This window comes from Streptomyces sp. XY431, from assembly GCF_001279805.1.
GTDB lineage: Bacteria > Actinomycetota > Actinomycetes > Streptomycetales > Streptomycetaceae > Kitasatospora > Kitasatospora purpeofusca.
The window spans coordinates 1-19,267 of record NZ_LGDO01000075.1 but is presented as its reverse complement, the minus strand read 5'-3'; the positions used below and the strand labels follow the sequence as shown (position 1 = coordinate 19,267).

Annotated in this window: 15 protein-coding genes and 1 tRNA gene; 12 read left to right on the top strand and 4 right to left on the bottom strand. The window is 74.0% G+C overall.

Features of this window, described 5'->3' with window-relative positions:
• The first annotated feature begins 253 nt into the window (after positions 1-253).
• The 8 genes from ADK60_RS11010 to ADK60_RS10975 all read left to right on the top strand — a co-directional run bounded on the left by ADK60_RS11010 (position 254) and on the right by ADK60_RS10975 (position 6,718).
• Positions 254-1,063 (top strand): GGDEF domain-containing protein, encoded by an 810-nt coding sequence (locus ADK60_RS11010; protein WP_053645249.1) that lies wholly within the window; start codon positions 254-256, stop codon positions 1,061-1,063.
• A 162-nt stretch (positions 1,064-1,225) separates the two neighbouring features.
• Entirely contained in the window at positions 1,226-2,146 is a 921-nt protein-coding gene (gene galU / locus ADK60_RS11005; protein WP_053645247.1) for a UTP--glucose-1-phosphate uridylyltransferase GalU, read from the top strand.
• A 26-nt stretch (positions 2,147-2,172) separates the two neighbouring features.
• The gene (glp, locus tag ADK60_RS11000; RefSeq protein ID WP_079008238.1) at positions 2,173-3,528 is read left to right on the top strand and encodes a molybdotransferase-like divisome protein Glp; all 1,356 of its coding nucleotides are present in this window, start codon (positions 2,173-2,175) and stop codon (positions 3,526-3,528) included.
• Positions 3,529-3,708: 180 nt separating this feature from the next.
• Positions 3,709-4,149, top strand: coding sequence for a cyclic pyranopterin monophosphate synthase MoaC (gene moaC / locus ADK60_RS10995; RefSeq protein WP_045942429.1), 441 nt, complete (start codon positions 3,709-3,711; stop codon positions 4,147-4,149).
• Positions 4,146-4,649, top strand: coding sequence for a MogA/MoaB family molybdenum cofactor biosynthesis protein (locus ADK60_RS10990; protein ID WP_045942426.1), 504 nt, complete (start codon positions 4,146-4,148; stop codon positions 4,647-4,649). Before moaC ends, ADK60_RS10990 begins: the two co-directional genes overlap by 4 nt.
• 14 nt (positions 4,650-4,663) lie before the next feature.
• Positions 4,664-5,272: a GNAT family N-acetyltransferase gene (locus ADK60_RS10985; protein ID WP_045942425.1), complete on the top strand. Its 609-nt coding sequence runs from the start codon at positions 4,664-4,666 to the stop codon at positions 5,270-5,272.
• 150 nt (positions 5,273-5,422) lie between these two features.
• On the top strand, positions 5,423-6,505 hold the full coding sequence (sepX, locus tag ADK60_RS10980) for a divisome protein SepX/GlpR (protein WP_053645245.1): 1,083 nt from the start codon (positions 5,423-5,425) through the stop codon (positions 6,503-6,505).
• 139 nt (positions 6,506-6,644) lie between these two features.
• Positions 6,645-6,718 (top strand) — tRNA-Ala (locus tag ADK60_RS10975).
• Between the two features lie 197 nt (positions 6,719-6,915).
• On the opposite strand, the gene ADK60_RS10970 is transcribed toward ADK60_RS10975, so the two are convergent.
• Positions 6,916-7,788, bottom strand: a complete 873-nt coding sequence (locus ADK60_RS10970; protein WP_045942423.1) for a hypothetical protein — start codon at positions 7,786-7,788, stop codon at positions 6,916-6,918.
• A gap of 2 nt (positions 7,789-7,790) precedes the next feature.
• Entirely contained in the window at positions 7,791-9,107 is a 1,317-nt protein-coding gene (locus ADK60_RS10965) for a VWA domain-containing protein (protein WP_045942422.1), read from the bottom strand.
• 199 nt (positions 9,108-9,306) lie between these two features.
• Between ADK60_RS10965 and ADK60_RS10960 the strand changes: the two genes are divergently transcribed.
• The 4 genes from ADK60_RS10960 (at position 9,307) to ADK60_RS10945 (ending at position 15,541) form a co-directional block, all read left to right on the top strand.
• Positions 9,307-10,638: an FtsW/RodA/SpoVE family cell cycle protein gene (locus tag ADK60_RS10960; protein WP_234371032.1), complete on the top strand. Its 1,332-nt coding sequence runs from the start codon at positions 9,307-9,309 to the stop codon at positions 10,636-10,638.
• An 86-nt stretch (positions 10,639-10,724) separates the two neighbouring features.
• Positions 10,725-12,179, top strand: a complete 1,455-nt coding sequence (locus tag ADK60_RS10955) for a penicillin-binding transpeptidase domain-containing protein (RefSeq protein ID WP_502687415.1) — start codon at positions 10,725-10,727, stop codon at positions 12,177-12,179.
• Positions 12,180-12,360: 181 nt separating this feature from the next.
• Positions 12,361-13,917, top strand: a complete 1,557-nt coding sequence (locus tag ADK60_RS10950) for an amino acid permease (protein WP_079008237.1) — start codon at positions 12,361-12,363, stop codon at positions 13,915-13,917.
• A gap of 211 nt (positions 13,918-14,128) precedes the next feature.
• Entirely contained in the window at positions 14,129-15,541 is a 1,413-nt protein-coding gene (locus ADK60_RS10945; protein ID WP_107084277.1) for a glycosyltransferase 87 family protein, read from the top strand.
• A gap of 39 nt (positions 15,542-15,580) precedes the next feature.
• Here ADK60_RS10945 and ADK60_RS10940 read toward each other — a convergent pair whose 3' ends face one another.
• A complete protein-coding gene (locus tag ADK60_RS10940) occupies positions 15,581-17,344 on the bottom strand; it encodes a penicillin-binding transpeptidase domain-containing protein (RefSeq protein WP_053645241.1) in 1,764 nt (587 codons plus the stop codon).
• 192 nt (positions 17,345-17,536) lie between these two features.
• Positions 17,537-19,252, bottom strand: coding sequence for a dolichyl-phosphate-mannose--protein mannosyltransferase (locus ADK60_RS10935; RefSeq protein ID WP_053645250.1), 1,716 nt, complete (start codon positions 19,250-19,252; stop codon positions 17,537-17,539).
• Positions 19,253-19,267: the final 15 nt, after the last annotated feature.

Below are 19,267 nucleotides of genomic sequence, written 5' to 3'. Positions count from 1 at the left end.
CCCCCGCCGCCCCGGTCGGCACAGCGGCGGCCGCCAGCGCGCCGGCGTGCCCGGCCAGCGCCTCGGCGGCCCGCTCCCGGGCCTCGGCCGGAAGCGCCCGCCGCTCGGACAACAGCCGTGTCCTCAGCGCGCCCTTCTCGTTGTGCATGGGATGGTCCACCGTTCCTCCATCGCTCCGACCACGACCGCTCTGGACCCCTGACGCCTGTGCGACCGGGCCGCCCAGAGCCTGACACGCGGAAGGCAGCCCCCGATGTCCACCCCGCTGCTGGTCCAGGCCCTGGCCGCGCTGAGCGCCCCCGCGCTGGCCGGCGCCGCCGTCCTCGGTGTCCGGCTGCGGCGCGGCGCGGCGCGCGCGGCCCGGCGCGAGACCGGGCTGCGCGAGCGCCTCGCCGAACTGGAGGAGCGCTGCACCGAACTGGAGCGCACCGCCTCCTGCGACCCGGTCACCGGCGTCTGGAACTACCGGCACCTCCAGCTCACCCTGGACCGGGAGATCGACCGGGCCCGCCGGGCCGAGCAGCACGAGTCGCAGGACGGTCCGCGCCCGCTGGCCGTCCTGCTGCTGGAGATCAACGGCTTCGACACGGTGGTCGCCGAGCACGGCCGGGCCCGGGCCGGGACGGTGCTGCGCGACCTCGCCCAGCGGCTCGGCATGGAGATCCGCCGCTCCGACACCCTGGGCCGGTACAGCGGCGAGGAGTTCCTGGTGGTGCTGCCGGACACCGGGGCCGAGGGCGCGGCCCAGGTCGCCGACCGCCTGGTCTGGTCGGTCCGCCGCCACCTGCTGCTGGACTGGTCCTCCGGCGAGCGGGCGGACCGCCGCCCGCACGGCAACGGGCTCACCGCCGCGATCGGCCTGGCGGTGCTGCCGGAGGACGGCACCCACGCCGCCGTCCTGCTGCGGTCCGCCGACCGGGCGCTCGCCGCCGCCCGCGCGGCCGGCGGCGACTGCTGGCGCCCGGCCGCCCCGGCGGCCCTTTCCGGAAACGTCCCGGCGACCGGGGCTGCGGTCGATTCCCCGCAGTCGGACGGAGTCTTCGCAGCCGAACGTGACCGTTAGGAAAAGCCGGGTAATCTGTCGCCCTGTGTCGGAGGGGACCCCCTCACCCCGCCCGGCACGTCCCCCTTGCCTGCCATCGCGGCCGGGTCCGGCGACGTGCTGCCCAAGCATCGGTCATCTGCGCCCGGTCAGGCGAAATACGTGCCTTAGTAAGGTAAACGCATGACGACGACCAACTCCCGTATCCCGGTCACCAAGGCAGTGGTCCCCGCGGCCGGTCTGGGTACCCGATTCCTGCCGGCCACCAAGGCCACTCCGAAGGAGATGCTGCCCGTCGTCGACAAGCCGGCGATCCAGTACGTCGTCGAGGAGGCGGCCTCCGCGGGCCTGTCCGACATACTGATGGTCACCGGCCGCAACAAGCGCGCCCTCGAGGACCACTTCGACCGCGCCTACGAGCTGGAGGAGCTGCTCGCCCGCAAGGGCGACCAGGACCGCCTCCGCCGGGTCCGCGAGTCCGTCGAGCTCGCCAACATGCACTACGTCCGCCAGGGCGACCCCAAGGGCCTCGGCCACGCCGTCTCGGTCGCCGAGCAGCACGTCGCCGGCCAGCCCTTCGCCGTCCTCCTCGGTGACGACCTGATCGACCCGCGCGACCCGCTGCTGTCCCGGATGATCGAGGTCCAGCAGGAGCTCGGCGGCTCGGTCGTCGCGCTGATGGAGGTCGACGCCTCCCAGATCCACCTGTACGGCTGCGCCGCCGTCAAGCCGAGCACCTTCGGTGACGACGTCTTCCAGGTGACCGACCTGGTCGAGAAGCCGGAGACCGCCGAGGCCCCGTCGAACTACGCCGTCATCGGCCGGTACGTGCTCGACCCGTCCGTCTTCGACGTGCTGCGGGACACCCCGCCCGGCCGCGGCGGCGAGATCCAGCTCACCGACGCCCTTCGTGAACTGACCACCCGCCCCGCCGACACCGGCGGCCAGGTCCACGGCGTGCTCTTCAAGGGCCGCCGCTACGACACCGGCGACCGCTCGGACTACCTGCGCGCTATCGTCCGTCTCGCCTCGGAGCGCGAGGACCTCGGCCCGGAGTTCCGCACCTGGCTGCGCGAGTTCGTCGCCTCCGAGCTGCAGGACTGACACACCGACAGAGAGCGAGCGCGCCCATGACCGGGTCCACGGAGAGCGGTACCACCCCCGCAGCCTGCTGCGACGACTCCGCGGACCCGGCCCCGGCCGCCCGCCCCGGTGCCCGTCCGGACGGTCTGTGGACCGTGGACGAGCACCTCGCGGACGTCCTGGCCGCCGTCGGCCCGCTCCCCGCCATCGAGCTCCAGCTGCTCGACGCGCAGGGCTGCCGGCTGGCCGAGGACGTCGTCGCCGAGGGCGCCCTGCCCCCCTTCGACAACAGCTCGATGGACGGCTACGCCCTGCGCACGCCCGACACCGTCGGCGCGAGCACCGCGTACCCCTCGGTGCTGACCGTGGTCGGCGACATCGCCGCCGGCGCCGGTGAACTCCCCGCCGTGGGCCCCGGCCAGGCCGCCCGGATCATGACCGGCGCGCCCGTCCCGCCCGGCGCCGGGGCGGTCGCCCCGGTGGAGTGGACCGACGGCGGCACCGGCACCGGCCGCCCCGCCGACTCGATGGCCGCCGCGGTCGAGGGCGAGGAGGTCCGGGTGCTGCGCCCGGTCGCCGAGGGCGCCCACATCCGCCGCCGCGGCAGCGACGTCGCCGCCGGCAGCCGGGTGCTGACCGCCGGCACCCGGCTCGGAGCCGCCCAGCTCGGCCTGCTCGCCGCGATCGGCCGGGCCACCGCCACCGTCCGCCCGCGCCCGCGGGTCGTGGTGCTGTCCACCGGCAGTGAGCTGGTCCAGCCCGGCGAGCCCGTCGGTCCCGGGCAGATCTCCGAGTCCAACAGCTTCACCCTCACCGCCGCCGCCCGTGACGCCGGCGCGATCGCCTACCGGGTCGGCGGCGTCCCCGACGACGCGGCCAGGCTGCGCGCCGTACTGGAGGACCAGCTCGGCCGGGCCGACCTGATCGTCACCAGCGGCGGCGTCAGCGTCGGCGCCTACGACGTGGTCAAGGAGGTCTTCGCGGAGTACGGCGGGGTGGACTTCCGGCGGCTGCGGATGCAGCCCGGCAAGCCGCAGGGCTTCGGCCGGATCGGCCCCGGCCACGGGGTGCCGCTGCTGGCCCTGCCCGGCAACCCGGTCAGCGCCTACATCTCCTTCGAACTGTTCGTCCGCCCGGCGATCCGCGCGATGCTCGGCGCCGAGGACATCCACCGCCCCGTGGTCCGGGCGCACTGCCCGGTGGCGCTGCGCTCGCCCGCCGGCCGCCGGCAGTTCCTGCGCGGCCGGTACACGGCCGCGGACGGCCTGGTGGAACCGGTCGGCGGCGCGGACTCGCACCTGGTCGGCGCGCTGGCCCGGGCGGACTGCCTGATCACCGTTCCCGAGGACGTCACCGAGCTGCCCGCGGGCAGCGAGGTCGACGTGGTGCTGCTCGGCGGCTGAGCACGGCCGAACTCCCTGCTGCGGCGGGGCCGTCCCACCGATGCGGCCCCTCCCGCGCCGGGACCGGGACGGGGGGTACGGTAGCGCGGTATTCGACCTGCGCGCCCCCTGGAGCCACCCGTGACCGCCTCACCCCCCGGCGACCGCCTCACCCATGTCGACGAGCAGGGCGCGGCCCGGATGGTCGATGTCTCCGCGAAGGACGTGACCGCCCGGACCGCCGTCGCGGCCGGCCGGGTCCGGGTGTCCCCGCGGGTGGTCGAGCTGCTGCGCGGCGAGGGAGTGCCCAAGGGCGACGCGCTGGCGGTGGCCAGGATCGCCGGGATCATGGGCGCCAAGCGGACGCCCGAGCTGATCCCGCTCTGCCACCCGATCGCGCTCTCCGGCGTGAAGGTCGAGCTGACCGTCGCCGACGACGCGGTGGAGATCACCGCGACCGTCCGGACCACCGACCGGACCGGGGTCGAGATGGAGGCGCTGACCGCCGTCGCGGTGGCCGGGCTCACCGTGATCGACATGGTCAAGGCCGTCGACAAGGGCGCCGCGGTGGAGTCCGTCCGGGTGCTGAGCAAGACCGGCGGCAAGAGCGGGGACTGGACCGCCCCGGAGGGGGAGGCATGAGAGCCCTCGCGGTCACCGTGTCCAACCGCGCCTCCGCCGGCGTGTACGCCGACCGGGGCGGCCCGCTGCTGGTCGAGGGCCTGCGGGCGATGGGCTTCAGCGTCGACGGCCCCCGGGTCGTCCCGGACGGCGAACCGGTCGAGGCGGTGCTGCGGGAGGCCGTGGCGGCCGGCTACGACGTGGTGCTGACCACCGGCGGCACCGGCATCTCGCCGAACGACCTCACCCCCGAGATGACCGCCCGGGTGCTCGACCGGGAGATTCCCGGCATCCCCGAGGCGATCCGGGCGTACGGACGGGACACGGTGCCCACCGCCGCGCTCTCCCGGGGGCTGGCCGGCCTCGCCGGACGTACCCTGGTCGTCAATCTGCCGGGATCGACCGGCGGCGTCCGGGACGGCCTGGCCGTGCTGGCCCCGCTGCTCGCCCACGCCGTCGACCAGCTCGGCGGCGGGGACCACCCCCGGCCCGACACGGCAGCTTCCGGGAGCGCGCACTGAACGCCGGCTGGCCGGTGGAACTCCACGAGGGGGACGTCGTGCTGCGCCCGATCAGGGCCCGCGACCAGCGCGAGTGGCAGGAGGTCAGCCGCCGCAACCGGGACTGGCTGCGCCGCTGGGAGGCCACCGTGCCGCCCGGCCCGGCCGGTCTGGCGGCGGGCCCGCGCCCGACCTTCCGGCAGATGGTCCGCTATCTGCGCGCCGAGGCCTCGGCCGGCCGGATGCTGCCCTTCGTGGTGCTGTACCGGGGCCGTTTGGTGGGCCAGTTGACCGTCGGCGGAATCACCTGGGGGTCGATGTGCTCGGCCAATGTCGGGTACTGGATCGACGAGGCGGTGGCCGGGCGGGGCATCATGCCGACCGCCGTCGCGCTCTCGGTGGACCACTGTTTCCGCACGCTCGGCCTGCACCGGATCGAGGTGTGCATCCGGCCGGAGAACGGCCCGAGCCGACGGGTGGTGGAAAAGCTCGGCTTCCGCTCGGAGGGAATGCGGCCGCGCTATCTGCACATCGACGGCGACTGGCGGGACCACCTGGTGTTCGCACTCGCCGCCGAGGAGGTCCCGGAGGGGATGCTCGAACGCTGGCGTTCCCTCAGCTCGGGCCGCCGACCACGTAATTGAATGTATGTTCGAATGAAATATCGATATGGCATCGGCGCGACGACGGACGGGCACAAATACCGGCAAAATAGTCGGAGAATCAGCTTGATCACACGACACGCCGTGCCAAATTGCTACCGGCCCCTCCTGCACGCCCGTACGGTGTGAATCGTGAGCAGTAGCGGCCTTATCTACGCCGTCATCGTAGGGGCCTGGGCCGCCTATCTGGTGCCGATGTGGCTCCGCAGGCAGGACGAGCTCAACGAGGCGCGCCCGACGGAACGCTTCAGCACCGCCATCCGCCTGCTGGCCGGGCGTTCGGCGCTGGAGCGGCGGGCGTCCCGGGCCCTGGGTGACGAACCGCGTGACGACGAGCAGAGCAATGACGGCCCCCCCGAGCGGGACGCGGCCGCCCCCGGCGACCCCGCGGATGCCCCGGACGCCCCCGCGGGCCGGACGGACGCGCCCGCGCCCGCCCGGCCGACGGAGCGCGACCGGGCCGAGCCGAGGCCCGCGCCCCAGGTCGGCGGCCCCGAGCGCCGGGCCCGGCTGCTGGCGCGCCGGCGCCGGATGGTCACCGCGCTGTTCCTGGCCTTCGCGCTGGGAGCGGTGGTCGCGGCCGTGGCCGGTCTGGCCTTCTTGTGGGTCCCCGCGGTCCCGGCCGCGCTGCTGACCCTCTACATCGGGCACCTGCGGCGCCTGGAGCGCCAGCGGTACGCGGTGAAGCTGGACCGCACCCGCGCGGCCCAGGCCGCCGAGCGGCTGCGCAAGCGCGAGCAGCTGCGGGCCGAGGCCGGCCGTGCGGCCGCCGCCCCGGTGCCGGCCCCGGCGGCCGAGCCGGAGCCGCGGACGCCCGCCCCCGGGCGCGGACGCTCGCACCTGCGGCTCGCCACCGAGGCGGACGCCGCGCGGGCGGCCTCCGCCGGGACTCCCGCGGCGAGCCCTGCCGGGCCGTCCGCCGGGGCCTCCGCCGCCTCGGCCTCGGCCGTCGCGGAGGTCACCGAGCACGAGGAGTGGGTCGACGGCATGCGGGAGCGCGGCGCGGCCGGCCCGGACTCCTGGGAGCCGGTGCCCGTCCCGCTGCCGACGTACGTGACCGCGCCGGTGGCCCCCCGGGTCAACCGGGGGCTCGACCTGTCGGCGCCGGGCACCTGGACCGCCGGCCGCCCGGTGGAGTCCCGGAACACCCCGCTCTTCGACCAGTACGCCGAGCCGTCCGCCCCGGAGCCGCGGCCCCGCGCCGCCAACGAGTAGGGCGGGCGGTCCGCGACCGTCCGCGAAGAGGCCCCCGCCATCGGGGGCCTCTTCGCGTTCCGCCCCGTCCTGCCGCAGGGGCCCCACCAGGAGGGTGGTCACGGACCACCTCGGAGAGGTGCTAAAGTTTCTTCTTGTTGGGGCTGTGGCGCAGTCCGGTAGCGCACCTCGTTCGCATCGAGGGGGTCAGGGGTTCGAATCCCCTCAGCTCCACCCAACGGAAGTCCCGCCCGATCGAAAGATCGGGCGGGACTTCTGCGTTGTGGGGGTGCACCGGTCGACGGGGGGTCAGCCGGGGTGCCGGGGCGGGGTTCCGGCGGGGTGTGAGACGGATCACGCATGAGCGGGCCGGGAACGGACGAGGGCCGGACCGGAGAGGTCTCCGGTCCGGCCCTCGGGGTCCGGACGGGTCAGGACTGGCCGGAGCCCGCGTACGGGCCCGGCTGCGGGGCGCCGGACTGCGGCGGCACCGAGCCGTAGCGGGCCGGCCGGCGACCGCGCGGGTGGCGGGTCAGGGTGTAGCCGGCGACGCCCGCCAGGGCGGCCAGCGCGCCGCCGGCCAGGGTCCAGAACCAGCGGCTGTTCCAGCCGGAGAACCAGCCGGTGTACCAGTGCTCCTCGGGCTCCTCCGGGGCCGCCGCCTTGGCGGTCGCGGCGCCGCCGCCGACCGGCGGGACCAGCGGGGCCTTGAGCTCGCCGCCCTCCGGCTGGGCGTTGTCCTCGTCGCCCTTGGCGGTCACCCGCAGCTGCACCGCGGCGGCCAGGCCGAGGTCGGGCTGCGGGGCGTCGGCGACCGAGAGCCGGACGTAGTAGGTGCCGGGCAGCGGGTCGCCGGACCACGGCTCGGCCCAGGAACGGACCTCGCGCAGGGTGCAGCTGAGCGCCAGCGAGCCGGCGGCCTGCTCGGCGGTCGCGTTCTGGGTGCCGTCGGTGCAGGACTGGCGGCGGCGCAGCCCGTCGAACACCTCGACGTTCCAGGTCTGCGGCCCGTGCCGGTCGGCGGACGGGGCCAGGGAGACCGTGAGGTCCACCTTGGCGGTCCGGCCCTCGGCGGCGCCGAAGGCCCAGTAGAGGTAGTCGCCGGTGGAGACGTCCACCTTGGCGTCCTGGCCGGGCGCCAGGTTGACGGCGGTCAGGAAGGAGGTGCCGGCCTTGTTGGCCGGGGCCGGGGTGCCGCTCGCGCTCGGCGAGGGCGAGGCGGCCGTGGCGGCCGGGGCCGCGAGCAGGAGCGCCGGGAACACGGCCAGGGCGGCCGCGGCGGTGCGGAGGAAGGTCGTACGCATGGTCAGTTCTCCTGCCAGACAGCGATCCGCCAGCGCGCGATCCAGCCGAACAGCAGGCCGGTCAGCAGGCCGGCCAGGGTGAGCACCAGCAGCAGGATCCAGCCTCGGCCCAGACCCATCGCCGGGCCGTCCGGGGCGGGGGAGGCGGCGGTCAGGTCGACCGTCAGCTCCAGCGGCAGGCCGGGGTCGGCCGCAGCGCCGGCCTGCGGGGCCAGCGAGTTGGAGACGACCAGGCAGACATTGGTCTCCGGCTTGCCGCTCGGCGAGGCGGACGCGGTGGCGGTGGCGTAGCCCTTGGAGGCGGCGGCCGACCAGCGCAGGCCGGTGGAGACCACGTCGGTGCGGCTGCTGCCGGCGTCGGTGCCGCGGACCAGTTCCTGGCCGGTGGTGCTGGTGGCCTGGAGCAGGACGCCGTAGTCGCGGGCCACCGGGCGGTCCAGGGCGACGCTGACCGAGGCGCGCAGCTCCTGGCCGGCCTTGACCGGGACGCGGTAGACGCGGTGCTCGGAGAACTTCTCGCGGTCGCTGTAGACGCCCGGGGTGAGGACCGGGGCGGACTCGCACTTGTCGGTGCCGGCGGTCTTGACCGGGGCGACCGTGTAGGTGTCGTTGGAGCGGTCGACCAGCTGCTTCACCTTCTCGGTGAGCTGCTCCTGGGTGCGCACGTCGGTGTAGGTGCCGCCGGTGGCGTTGGCGATGCAGAGCAGCTGCTGGCGGGTCTTGTCGTCGTGGGCCAGGCCCAGGGTGTCGACCACCAGGTGGATGCCCTGGGAGGCGAGTTCGCGGGCGACGTCGCAGGGGTCGGGCGGGGCGCAGGAGTCCTCGCCGTCGGTGATCAGCACCACCCGGCGGGTGGTCTCGCCCTTGCCGAGGTCCTGGGCGGCGCCGCGCAGCGCCAGGCCGATCGGGGTCCAGCCGGTCGGGCGCAGGGTCGCGACGGCGGTCTTGGCCTCGGTCTTGTTGGTCTTCCCGACCGGGAAGAGCTGCTTGGTGTCCAGGCAGCCCTGGGCCTTGTCGTCGCCGGGGTAGTTGGCGCCCAGAGTGCGGATGCCGAACTCGGTCTCCGCCGGCAGGGCGTCGATGACGTCGTTCAGCGACTGCTGGGCCACCGCGATGCGGCTCTTGCCCTGGATGTCGGTGGCTCGCATGGAGCCGCTGACATCCAGTACGAGGTCGACCCGCGGTGCTTCCTTGCCGGCTGCGCCGGCTGATGGTTCGTCGGCATGGGCGGGCAGGCCGCTGAGCAGCGCCCCGCCCGTTATCGCCAGGGCGGCCAGCAGGCTGCCGAGCCTGGCCTTCGGTCGTCGTCCGGTAGTCACCCGCCGATCCTAGGGACCATCAGTTGGCCGTGGCCAACGCGCGATGCGGCGGGACACACCGGGTGAACCGGGCGGAATACCCGCACAGTGCTCGTTAGGGTGGCGAAGGGGATGGGGGTGCCGCCCGTCCTCCCCGGTGGTCACCCGGCGGCGCCCGCAGTCCCGACTCCCAGGACGGTCCGTGGCGACACCCTCCGCCGTGACGAGAACCGCCGGCCGGCCCCGCCGCACCGTGCCGACCCGGCGCAACACCGAACTCGCGCTGGTCCTGGCCGCCGTGCTGACCGCCGTGCTCGGCTATGCCGAGGTGGGTCTCAGCCTCGACGGCACGGTGCCGGCCGACGCCGGCGAGTACGGGAGCGCGCTGGGGGTGCTCGCGCTGCTGGCGCACGGCGCGGTCCGCTGGCGGGCGCCGTACGCGGATCCGCTGCCGCTGCCGATCGCGGTGCTGCTGAACGGTGTCGGACTGGTCGTCATCTACCGGCTGGACCGGGCCACCCCGGGCAGCGCGGCCCCCACCCAGCTGCTCTGGTCCACCCTCGGGGTGGGGCTGTTCGTCCTGGTGCTGCTCCTGCTGCGGGACCACAAGCGGCTCCAGCGGTACGCGTACATCGGGGCGCTGGTGGCGCTGGTCCTGCTGGTGCTGCCGATCTTCTTCCCGCCGGTGTACGGATCGCGGATCTGGATCACCTTCGGGCCGTTCTCCTTCCAGCCGGGCGAGTTCGCCAAGGTCCTGCTGGCGGTCTTCTTCGCCGCCTACCTGGCGGTGCACCGGGACGCGCTGGCGCTCACCGGGCGGCGGGTGTGGCGGCTGCGGCTGCCGCCCGGGCGGGTGCTCGCGCCGGTGCTGGCGATCTGGGCGGCCTTCGTCGGGGTGCTGGTGCTGGAGACCGACCTCGGCACCTCGCTGCTGTTCTTCGGCCTCTTCGTGGTGATGCTCTACGTGGCCACCGCGCGGACCGGCTGGATCGCCATCGGGCTGTTCCTGGCGGGGGTCGCGGCGGTCGGGGTCGGCTGGCTCTCGCCGCACGTGCACAGCCGGGTCGGGGACTGGCTGGACCCGCTCGGCTCGATCGCCGCCGGGCACGGGGCCAACCAGATCGCCCAGTCCCTGTTCGCCTTCGCGTGGGGCGGCGAGCTGGGCGCCGGGCTGGGCGGCGGGCACTCGGCGCTGATCGGCTTCGCCGCGAAGTCCGACTTCATCCTGGCCACCATCGGGGAGGAGCTGGGGCTGACCGGGCTGGTCGCGGTGTTCCTGCTGTACGCGCTGCTGGTGTCGCGCGGCTTCCGCACCGGGATCGCGCTGCGCGACCCGTTCGGGCGGCTGCTGGCGATCGGGCTGGCGGCGTTGGTCGGGCTGCAGGTCTTCGTGGTGGCGGGCGGGGTGCTGGCGCTGATCCCGCTGACCGGGACGACCCTGCCCTTCGTCGCCCAGGGCGGTTCCTCGGTGGTCACCAACTGGGTGATCGTCGCGCTGCTGGTGCGGATGAGCGACATCGCCCGGCGGCCCGCCCCGGGGGAGGGCCGGTGAGCGGGCGGGAGCGCGGGAGCGGGCGTCGCGGGGCCGCCGACGGGGGCGGGCCGGGCGGCGGGCCGCAGGGGCTGCCGGGGATCTCGGTGACCGGGCGCCGGGCCGGCACCTTCTGTCTGCTGCTGATCGTGGCGCTGTGCGTCCAGGCCACCCGGGTGCAGGTGTTCCGGGCCGACGAGCTGAACCACAACAGCGCCAACCAGCGGCTCGTCCTGGAGCGGTACTCCCAGCCGCGCGGCAGCATCCGGGTGGGCGCCGACAGCGTCACCGGCTCCGAGCCCACCGGCGGGCGGTACGACTACAAGCGCACCTACACCGACGGGCCGCTGTACGCGGCGGTCACCGGCTACTCCTCGCAGACCTACGGCAACAGCCAGCTGGAGGGGACCGAGGACGCGCTGCTCTCCGGCACCGACAGCCGGCTGGCGAGCTGGGCGGTGTGGGACGCGGTGGCCCGGCGGCAGAACCCCGGCGGGGACGTCCGCACCACCATCGACCGGGCCGCCCAGGAGGCCGCGGTGCGCGGACTCGGCCGGCAGAAGGGCGCGGTCGCGGCGGTCGAGCCGGCCACCGGGCGGATCCTGGCGCTGGCCTCCACCCCCTCCTACGACCCGGGGAGCTTCGCCGGCACCTCCGCCGACGACCGGGAGGCCTGGAGCCGGCTCCAGAGCGACCCCGACCGGCCGATGCTCAACCGGGCGCTGCGGCAGACCTACCCGCCCGGCTCGACCTTCAAGGTGGTCACCGCGGCGGCGGCACTGGAGAGCGGGGTGGTCACCGACGTCGACGCGCCGACCGACACCCCCCACCCGTACCTCCTGCCGGGCACCTCCGTGCCGCTGGTCAACGACTCGGCGGCCTGCGACGAGCCGAACCAGTCGCTGGCCACCGCGATGGTGCTCAGCTGCAACAGTGTGCTCGGCCACCTCGGGGCCGAGGTCGGCCTGCGGCGGATGGCGGCGGCGGCCGAGGGCTTCGGCTTCAACGATGCCCGGCTGGACACCCCGGTGCGGGCGGCCAGGTCCAACTTCGACACCCGGATGGACGAGGCGCAGCTGGCGCTCTCCTCGATCGGCCAGTTCGACACCGCCGCCACCCCGCTGGTGATGGCGATGGTCGCGGCGGGCATCGCCAACAACGGCACCGTGATGCGTCCACAGCTTGTGGACAACCTGACCGCCGCCGACGGCACGGTGGTGCGGTCGGTGCGGCCGTCCGTGTACCGGCAGGCGGTCGGCCCCGGCACCGCCGGGCAGGTGCGGCGGCTGATGGTCGACGCGGTGGAGAACGGCACCGGTCGGGCCGCCCGGATCGACGGCGCGGTGGTCGGCGGCAAGACCGGCACCGCCCAGCACGGGGTGGACAACACCGGGACGCCGTACGCCTGGTTCATCGCCTGGGCGGCGCCGGTGGGCTCGGCGGCGGTGCCGCCGGTGGCGGTCGCCGTGGTGGTCGCGGACAGCGATGCGACCGAGGTGACGGGCGGGGGGCTGGCGGCGCCGGTCGCGCGGGCCGTGATGCAGGCGGTGCTGGCCGGGTGAGCCCCTTACTGATGGCGGTGACCTGCTGCTTTATCCGCTCGCCGGGAGATCCGCCGTTTGCGAAGTGTCCGGTTTGTACATGCCGATGCGACGGTTCGTACAATGCGCGCGCCGGGACTGTTCGTTTGCGACACTGGTGCTTTCGCGCGGTACTGTCCCATCTTTGTTCGGTTGGTCCGCGATGACACCCTTCGGTGTGTTGAGTGACCGGCCGCCAGGACACCCTCCCCCGCCTAGAAGGACCCTCGTTTTGGCCAGCAACACGCTCGGCGCACGCCTCCTCAGGCGCAAGCCCGTCTCCACCCTGATCGCCGAGAGCGAAGGCCGTGAGGGCCCGCCCGCCGGGGCGCCCGAGGAGGGCGGCCGTTCCGGCATCCACCTGCGTCGCTCGATCGGGCTCTGGCAGCTGTCCGCGATCGGCATCGGCGCCACCATCGGCACCGGCATCTTCTTCGTGCTGAACAGCGCCGTGCCGTCGGCCGGCCCGGCCGTCATCCTCTCGTTCGTGATCGCGGCCGTCACCGCCGGTCTCACCGCGCTCTGCTACGCCGAGATGGCCTCCGCGATCCCGGTCAGCGGGTCCTCCTACTCCTACGCCTACGCCACCCTCGGCGAGGGCGTCGCCTTCGGTGTCGGCATCTGCCTGCTGATGGAGTACGGCGTCTCGGCCTCCGCGATCGCGGTCAGCTGGGCCGAGTACCTGAACAAGTTCTTCGACCTGGCGTTCGGCTTCAAGATCCCCGAGGTGATCGCCGGCGCGCCCGACGAGACCCACTGGTTCAACCTGCCGGCGCTGCTGCTGGTCGCCATGGTCTGCTTCCTGCTGATCCGCGGCGTCAGCGAGTCGGTCAAGGTCAACACGGCCATGGTGGCCGTCAAGATCCTGATCCTGCTGCTGTTCATCGGCGTCGCGCTGACCGGCTTCCACTCCGGCAACCTGACCCCGTTCATGCCGCTGGGCATCGGCGGCGTCCAGGTCGCGGCCTCCAGCATCTTCTTCTCCTTCATCGGCCTGGACGCCGTGTCCACCGCCGGTGAGGAGGTCAAGGACCCCCGGCGCACCCTGCCGATGGCGATCATCATCTCGCTGGTGGTGGTCACCGTGCTGTACATCCTGGTTGCCCTGGCCGGCATCGGCGCCCAGCCGTGGCAGAAGTTCGACGGCCAGGAGGCCGGGCTCGCCCAGATCCTCCAGGACATCACCGGCCAGAGCTGGCCCGCCATCCTGTTCGCGATCGGCGCCATCGTCTCGATCTTCTCGATCACCCTGGTGGTCATCTACGGCCAGACCCGCATCCTGTACTCGATGGGCCGCGACGGTATGCTGCCCAAGCGCTTCGCCGAGCTCTCGCCGCGCACCGGCACCCCGGTCTGGAACACCATCGTGGTCGGCCTGGGCGTCGGCGTGCTCGCCGCCTTCGTCCCGCTGGCGCGGCTGGCCGACATCACCAGCCTGGGCACCCTGATCGCCTTCTCGGTGGTCTCGATCGGCGTGATCGTGCTGCGCCGCACCCAGCCCGACCTGCCGCGCGGCTTCCGGGTGCCGGGCTACCCGATCGTCCCGCTGGCCAGCGTCGGCTTCTGCGTCTACCTGATCACCGGGCTGCACGCGGACACCTTCATGGCGGGCGGGGCCGCCCTGGTGGTCGCGGTGGCCGTGTACTTCGGCTACAGCATCAAGCACTCCAAGCTGGAGCGGGCCGGGGAGACGGCGGACGCCGGCTCCAAGGTCGGCTGAGCGGGCGACGCGCTGTGGACGGGGCCGCACGGGGAACAGCCCTCCCCGGGCGGTCCCGTCCGTGTTCCCACCGGCTTTCCCACGGCTGTTCCCGGCAGTTCGACCGCCGGTGCTCCCGTCGGCGTCCCTGTCGGCGTCCGAGGTCGTGGCGCCGGACACTCGTGTCCTCCGCATGGCGACAGGGCACCACCCCCGGCCCTAACCTTCCACCATGGTGAGCACCCGCACGCCCGGCTTCTCCCGCCCGCGCGGCCGCTTCACCGGCCGGAGCGCGACGCCGACGGCGCCCGTTCCGGCCGTGCCCCCGACCGGGGCCGGACGACCGCCCGGCGACCGGGGCCACCGGCCGTTCCCCCGCCAGCGTGGCGAGGAGGGTCCGCCGACCCCGCCCGATCGGCTGAATCCGGCCCGGCTCGCCGGACACCGGGGCGTCCAACTGCTCGGCTGCCTGGTCGCGGCCGGCTGGGCGGCCGGATTCCCGATCGTCTCCGACCTCCCCAACCAGCGGCTGTGGGGCACCCTCGCGGCCCCCGCCTACCTGCTCGCCGGGCTGTTCTGCCTGGTCCTCCCGCGCCGGATCGCGGCCCGCGCCGCGGCTGCGGCGGCCCTGCTCGGCGCCGTCCTGGTGCCGCTGGTGGTCCTCGTGCTGCAGGGCCGCCACCAGTCCGAGGTGATGGTGGTCGAGCGCTCCGCGCGGCTGCTCTTCAGCACCGGGAGCCCCTATCTGCCGGATCCGGTGGTGGTCACCGACTACAACCCCTACCTGCCGGCGATGTCGCTGTTCGGGGTGCCGCGGGCGCTGTTCGGCGACGGCAACGCGCTCGCCCGGCTCGCCGGGGACGCCCGGATCTGGTTCGCGCTGGCCTTCGTCGCCTGTCTGCTGGCGAGCTGGCGGCTGCTGCGGCCGAGCCGGGACCGCGCCCCGCTGCTGCCGCTGACCGTGCTCACCGCCTCGCCGCTGGTCGCGCTGGCGCTCGTCGGCGGCGGGGTCGACCTGCCGCTGATCGGCCTCTGTTGTCTGGCGATGGCGCTGGCCGAGCGGGACCGGACGATCGCCGCCGGACTGGTGCTGGCCCTGGCCGGGACCCTGAAGTGGACGGTCTGGCCGGCGCTGCCGGTGGCCGTCCTGCTGCTCTGGCGGCTCTACGGCCGGCGGCCCGCCGCCCGGGCCGGGCTGACCGCGCTCGGCGCGGCGTGCGCCGTGATGGTGCCCTACGTCCTGACCCGGGCCGAGGAGCTGCGCGACCAGGTGGTGCGCTTCCCGCTCGGGCTGACCGCGATCCAGACGCCGGCCGGCAGTCCGCTGCCCGGCAAGGTGCTGGCCGGCTTCGGGCCCACCGGGCACACCGCCTCGCTGGTGCTGCTGACCGTGGGCGGGCTCGGGGTGGCGATCTGGCTGCTGGGCCGTCCGCCGGTCTCCGCGATCGCCGCCGCCGACCTGCTGGCCACCGGGCTGGCGATCGCCTTCATGCTGGCCCCGGCCGGGCGGTTCGGGTACCTGGCGCTGCCGGCGGTGCTGGTGATCTGGCCCCGGCTGGCGGCCCGGCGGTGGAGCGGTGCCAGGCCGCCGGTCCGGTCGGCCTGCCTGCTCAACCAGGCCGGGCCCGCGCTACCGGTGAGGTAGGGCGGGCCCGGTCGGGGGCTCGTGGCCGGCGTTCGCCGGTCAGCGGTTGCCGGCCGCCTTGATGATCGAGGCGACGGCGGGGCCGGCCGCGTCCACGCCGTGACCGCCGCCCTCGACCTCGGCGGCGATCGCGAGGTTGCCCCGGTAGGCGGTGAACCAGCTGTTGGTGGTGGCGATGCCGGTGGCCTCGGCCGAGCCGGTCTTGGCGCCCGCGTTGTCGGAGATCCCGGCCATCACGTCCTTGGCGGTGCCGCCGGTGGCGGTGGCGGCCATCATCTGGCGCAGCTTGCCGGCGACGTCGGGGCCGAGGTCCCGGGGGGCCTTCTGCTGCGGCAGCTCGGCGACCAGGATCGGCTGCTTGAAGGAGCCGCTCTGCACGGTGGCCGTGATCGAGGCAATGGCCAGCGGGTTCATCTGGACCTTGCCCTGGCCGATCGACTGCATGGCCTGCTCGTCCTTGTTGGTGCCGGCGTCCGGCACCACCGCGTCGAAGCTGGGCAGACCGGTCTGCCAGTTCAGGCCGATGCCGTACACGTCCTTGGCCGTGGTGGTCAGCGCGCCCGGCTTGAGGCTGGTCAGGCCCTGGTCGATGAAGGCGGTGTTGCAGGAGATCATGAAGTCCTGCTGCAGCGTGTTGTTCGGGTACGCGTCGGGGAACGAGTTCGGGATCTTCTTCGGGTTGCTGCTCAGGGTCGGGCAGGCCACCGGGGTGTCCGGGTTGACCCCGGCCTCCAGCAGGGCGGTGGAGGTGAGGATCTTCAGCGTGGAACCCGGGGCGAGCTGGCCCTGGAAGGCCCGGTTCAGACCGGTGACCGGCGCGTTGGCGAAGGCCAGGACCTGGCCGGTGCTCGGCTCGATGGCGACGATCGAGCCCTTCTTGCCGCCCAGGTCGGTCATCGCCTTCTCGGCGGCGGCCTGCAGGGTGTTGTCGATGGTCAGCTTGAACGGCTTCGGGGGCTTCGGGTCGACGATGGTGAACAGCCGGTCGGGCACGCTGTTCTGGTCGGCCGCGTTGGTGATCACCACGCCGGTGCCGTTGTCGCTCTGGTCCTTGTTCTGGTCCGCGAGCAGCTTGGCGACCTTGGCCTGCAGGGTCGGGAGCAGCGGGGTGATCGAGGCGCCGGTCAGCGGCTTGTTGTTGCGGTCCACCACATTGCCGGCGATCGGGGGCAACGGCTGCACGCCGATCGTCTCGCCCGGGGCCAGGTGCGGGTGGATCACCGAGGGCGCCCAGTGCACGGCCGGGGTGTTGTCGCTCATCTTCACGACGTTCAGGAAGCCGCTGTAGTCCCAGACCCGGTTGGTGCCCTCGAACTCGGCGCGGGCCTTGAAGCCCATCAGCACGCCGGTCGGGGCGGCCGGGGTGGTGGCCGACGGCGAGTCGGTGGCGCCGGGGGTCGGCGCGGCCGAGGCGGTGGCCGGGGGCTTGGCGGCGGCGCTCGGGGTGCCGGTGGCCGCGGCGAAGGCCGCCGGGGTGGCCGGGCCGGCCGGGGTCAGGGTGAGCCCGCTCGGCTTCACCTGGTCCCGGAACGCGGTCAGCGCGGTGGTCGCGCCCGCCGGGTCGTCGGTCAGCGAGGCCGCCTTGGCGAGGTCGCCGGCCGCCCACGCGTCCAGGAAGTCCTTGGTGCCGGCCGTCGCCTGCTCGGCGCTCGGGGGCTCGGCGACCACCGTGCGCGCCTTCTTGGCGGCCGGGGTGTCCTTGTCGTCGGAGCCGCCGACGAGGCTGTACGCCCCGTAGCCGCCCGCGGCGAGCACGGCGACGGCCACGCCGGTGATGAGGCCGGTCTTCGCGCCATTGCGCATGGTGATGTTCCCCCAAGGGTCAGGCGGTCGGGCCGCAGCCGGACGTGGCCGGATGCGCGTTCGGAGTCCAGCCTAGGCAGCCGGACTCCGTGCCCCGGCGAAACGACCGGGTCTTGTGACGGATCTGGTACGTGTCGCGCACCACTCCGGTACGCTCCGCCGCCCGGCACCGCCCCCGGCGCGCCCCCGCCGTCAGATCCAGGTGTTGAACCACATCCGCTTGCGCCAGTCCTCCATCGGGATCGTCTCGCCCGTGTACAGGGGGTGGAAGAAGAGGAAGTTCCACATGATCAGCAGGACCACCAGGCCGGCCGCCGCCCCGCCGATGACCCGGCGGTCCCGGGAGGCCCCGGCCGGTCCGACCAGCGCGCCCAGCAGCATGGTCACCGCGAGCACCAGGAAGGGTACGAAGCAGACCGCGTAGAACAGGAAGATCGTCCGCTGCTGGTAGGCGAACCAGGGCAGGTAGCCGGCGGCCAGGCCGCAGAGCACCGCACCGGCCCGCCAGTCGCGCCGGGCCGCCCACCGCCACAGGCAGTAGACCAGGGCGATCACACCGGTCCACCAGAGCAGCGGGGTGCCGATGCCGAGCACCTCGCGGGCGCACTCGCTCACCGTGCAGCCGGCCGTGCCCTGCTTCGGCGACTCGTAGAAGAACGACACCGGCCGGCCCAGCACCAGCCAGCTCCAGGGGTTCGACTGGTAGGTGTGCGGGTCGCTCAGATGGGTGTGGAAGTCGTAGACCGTCGAGTGGTAGTGCCAGAGCGCGCGCAGGCCCTCCGGGATCCACGGGAAGTCGGTGGAGCGGCCGACCGCCCAGTCCCGGCCGTAGCCGCCCTGGTTCGGCACCGTGCTGCTGGCGAACCAGCCCCACCAGGAGGCGATGTAGACGGCCACCGGGACCACCACGAGCGAGACGAAGGCCGGCACCGCGTCCCGGACCAGGGTCCACCGGTAGGGGTGGTCGGCCCCGGCCAGCCGGCGCGAGCCCGCGTCCCACAGCACCGTCAGCAGGCCGAAGGCGGCCGCCACGTACAGGCCGCTCCACTTGGTCGCGCAGGTCAGACCGACGCAGACGCCGGCCGCGATGCGGTACGGGCGCCAGCCCAGGCCGAGCCGGTGGGCGATCCCCGCGTCCGGACCGCCGTCGCCGAGGGCGGTCAGCCGGGCGGCGATCCGGGCCCGGGTGCGGTCGCGGTCCAGCAACAGGAAGCCGAAGGCGGCGACGATCCAGAACATCACCACCAGGTCCAGCAGTGCGGACCGGCTCATCACGAAGTGCAGGCCGTCCACGGCGAGCAGCAGGCCGGCCACGCAGCCCAGCAGGGTCGAGCGGAACAGCCGGCGGGCGATCCTCGCCAGCATCAGCACCGACAGGGTGCCGAGCAGCGCCACCGCGAACCGCCAGCCGAAGGGGTTCATCCCGAACAGCTGCTCACCGGCGCCGATGATCCACTTGCCGACCGGCGGGTGCACCACGTACGAGGGGTTCGACCGGTAGGGGACCGGGCCGCCGGACATGATCTGTTCGTTGGCGCCGTCCGGCCAGCTGATCTCGTAGCCGCCGTGCCAGAGCGCGTAGGCGTCCTTGGCGTAGTACGTCTCGTCGAAGACGATCGCGTTCGGCGAGCCGAGGTCGGCGAACCGCAGCACACCGGCGAACAGCGTCACCGCGAGCGGGCCGAGCCAGCCGGCCCAGCGGCAGAGCCAGGACCAGAGCGGCTCCGGCAGGGCGAGGCCGAGCCGGAGCAGCAGCGGGGACGGCGGCACCCGCTTCGGGGTGACGCCCGGGCCGTCCGGCATCGGCGGGACCAGGCGCTCGGCCGTGGTCGCGGCGGGGGGCGGGGCGTAGCCGAACCGGGCCAGGCCGCGCAGCCAGGCGGGGCGCGGCGGGGGCGGGGCGGGTATGGAGCCGTCCGGGGC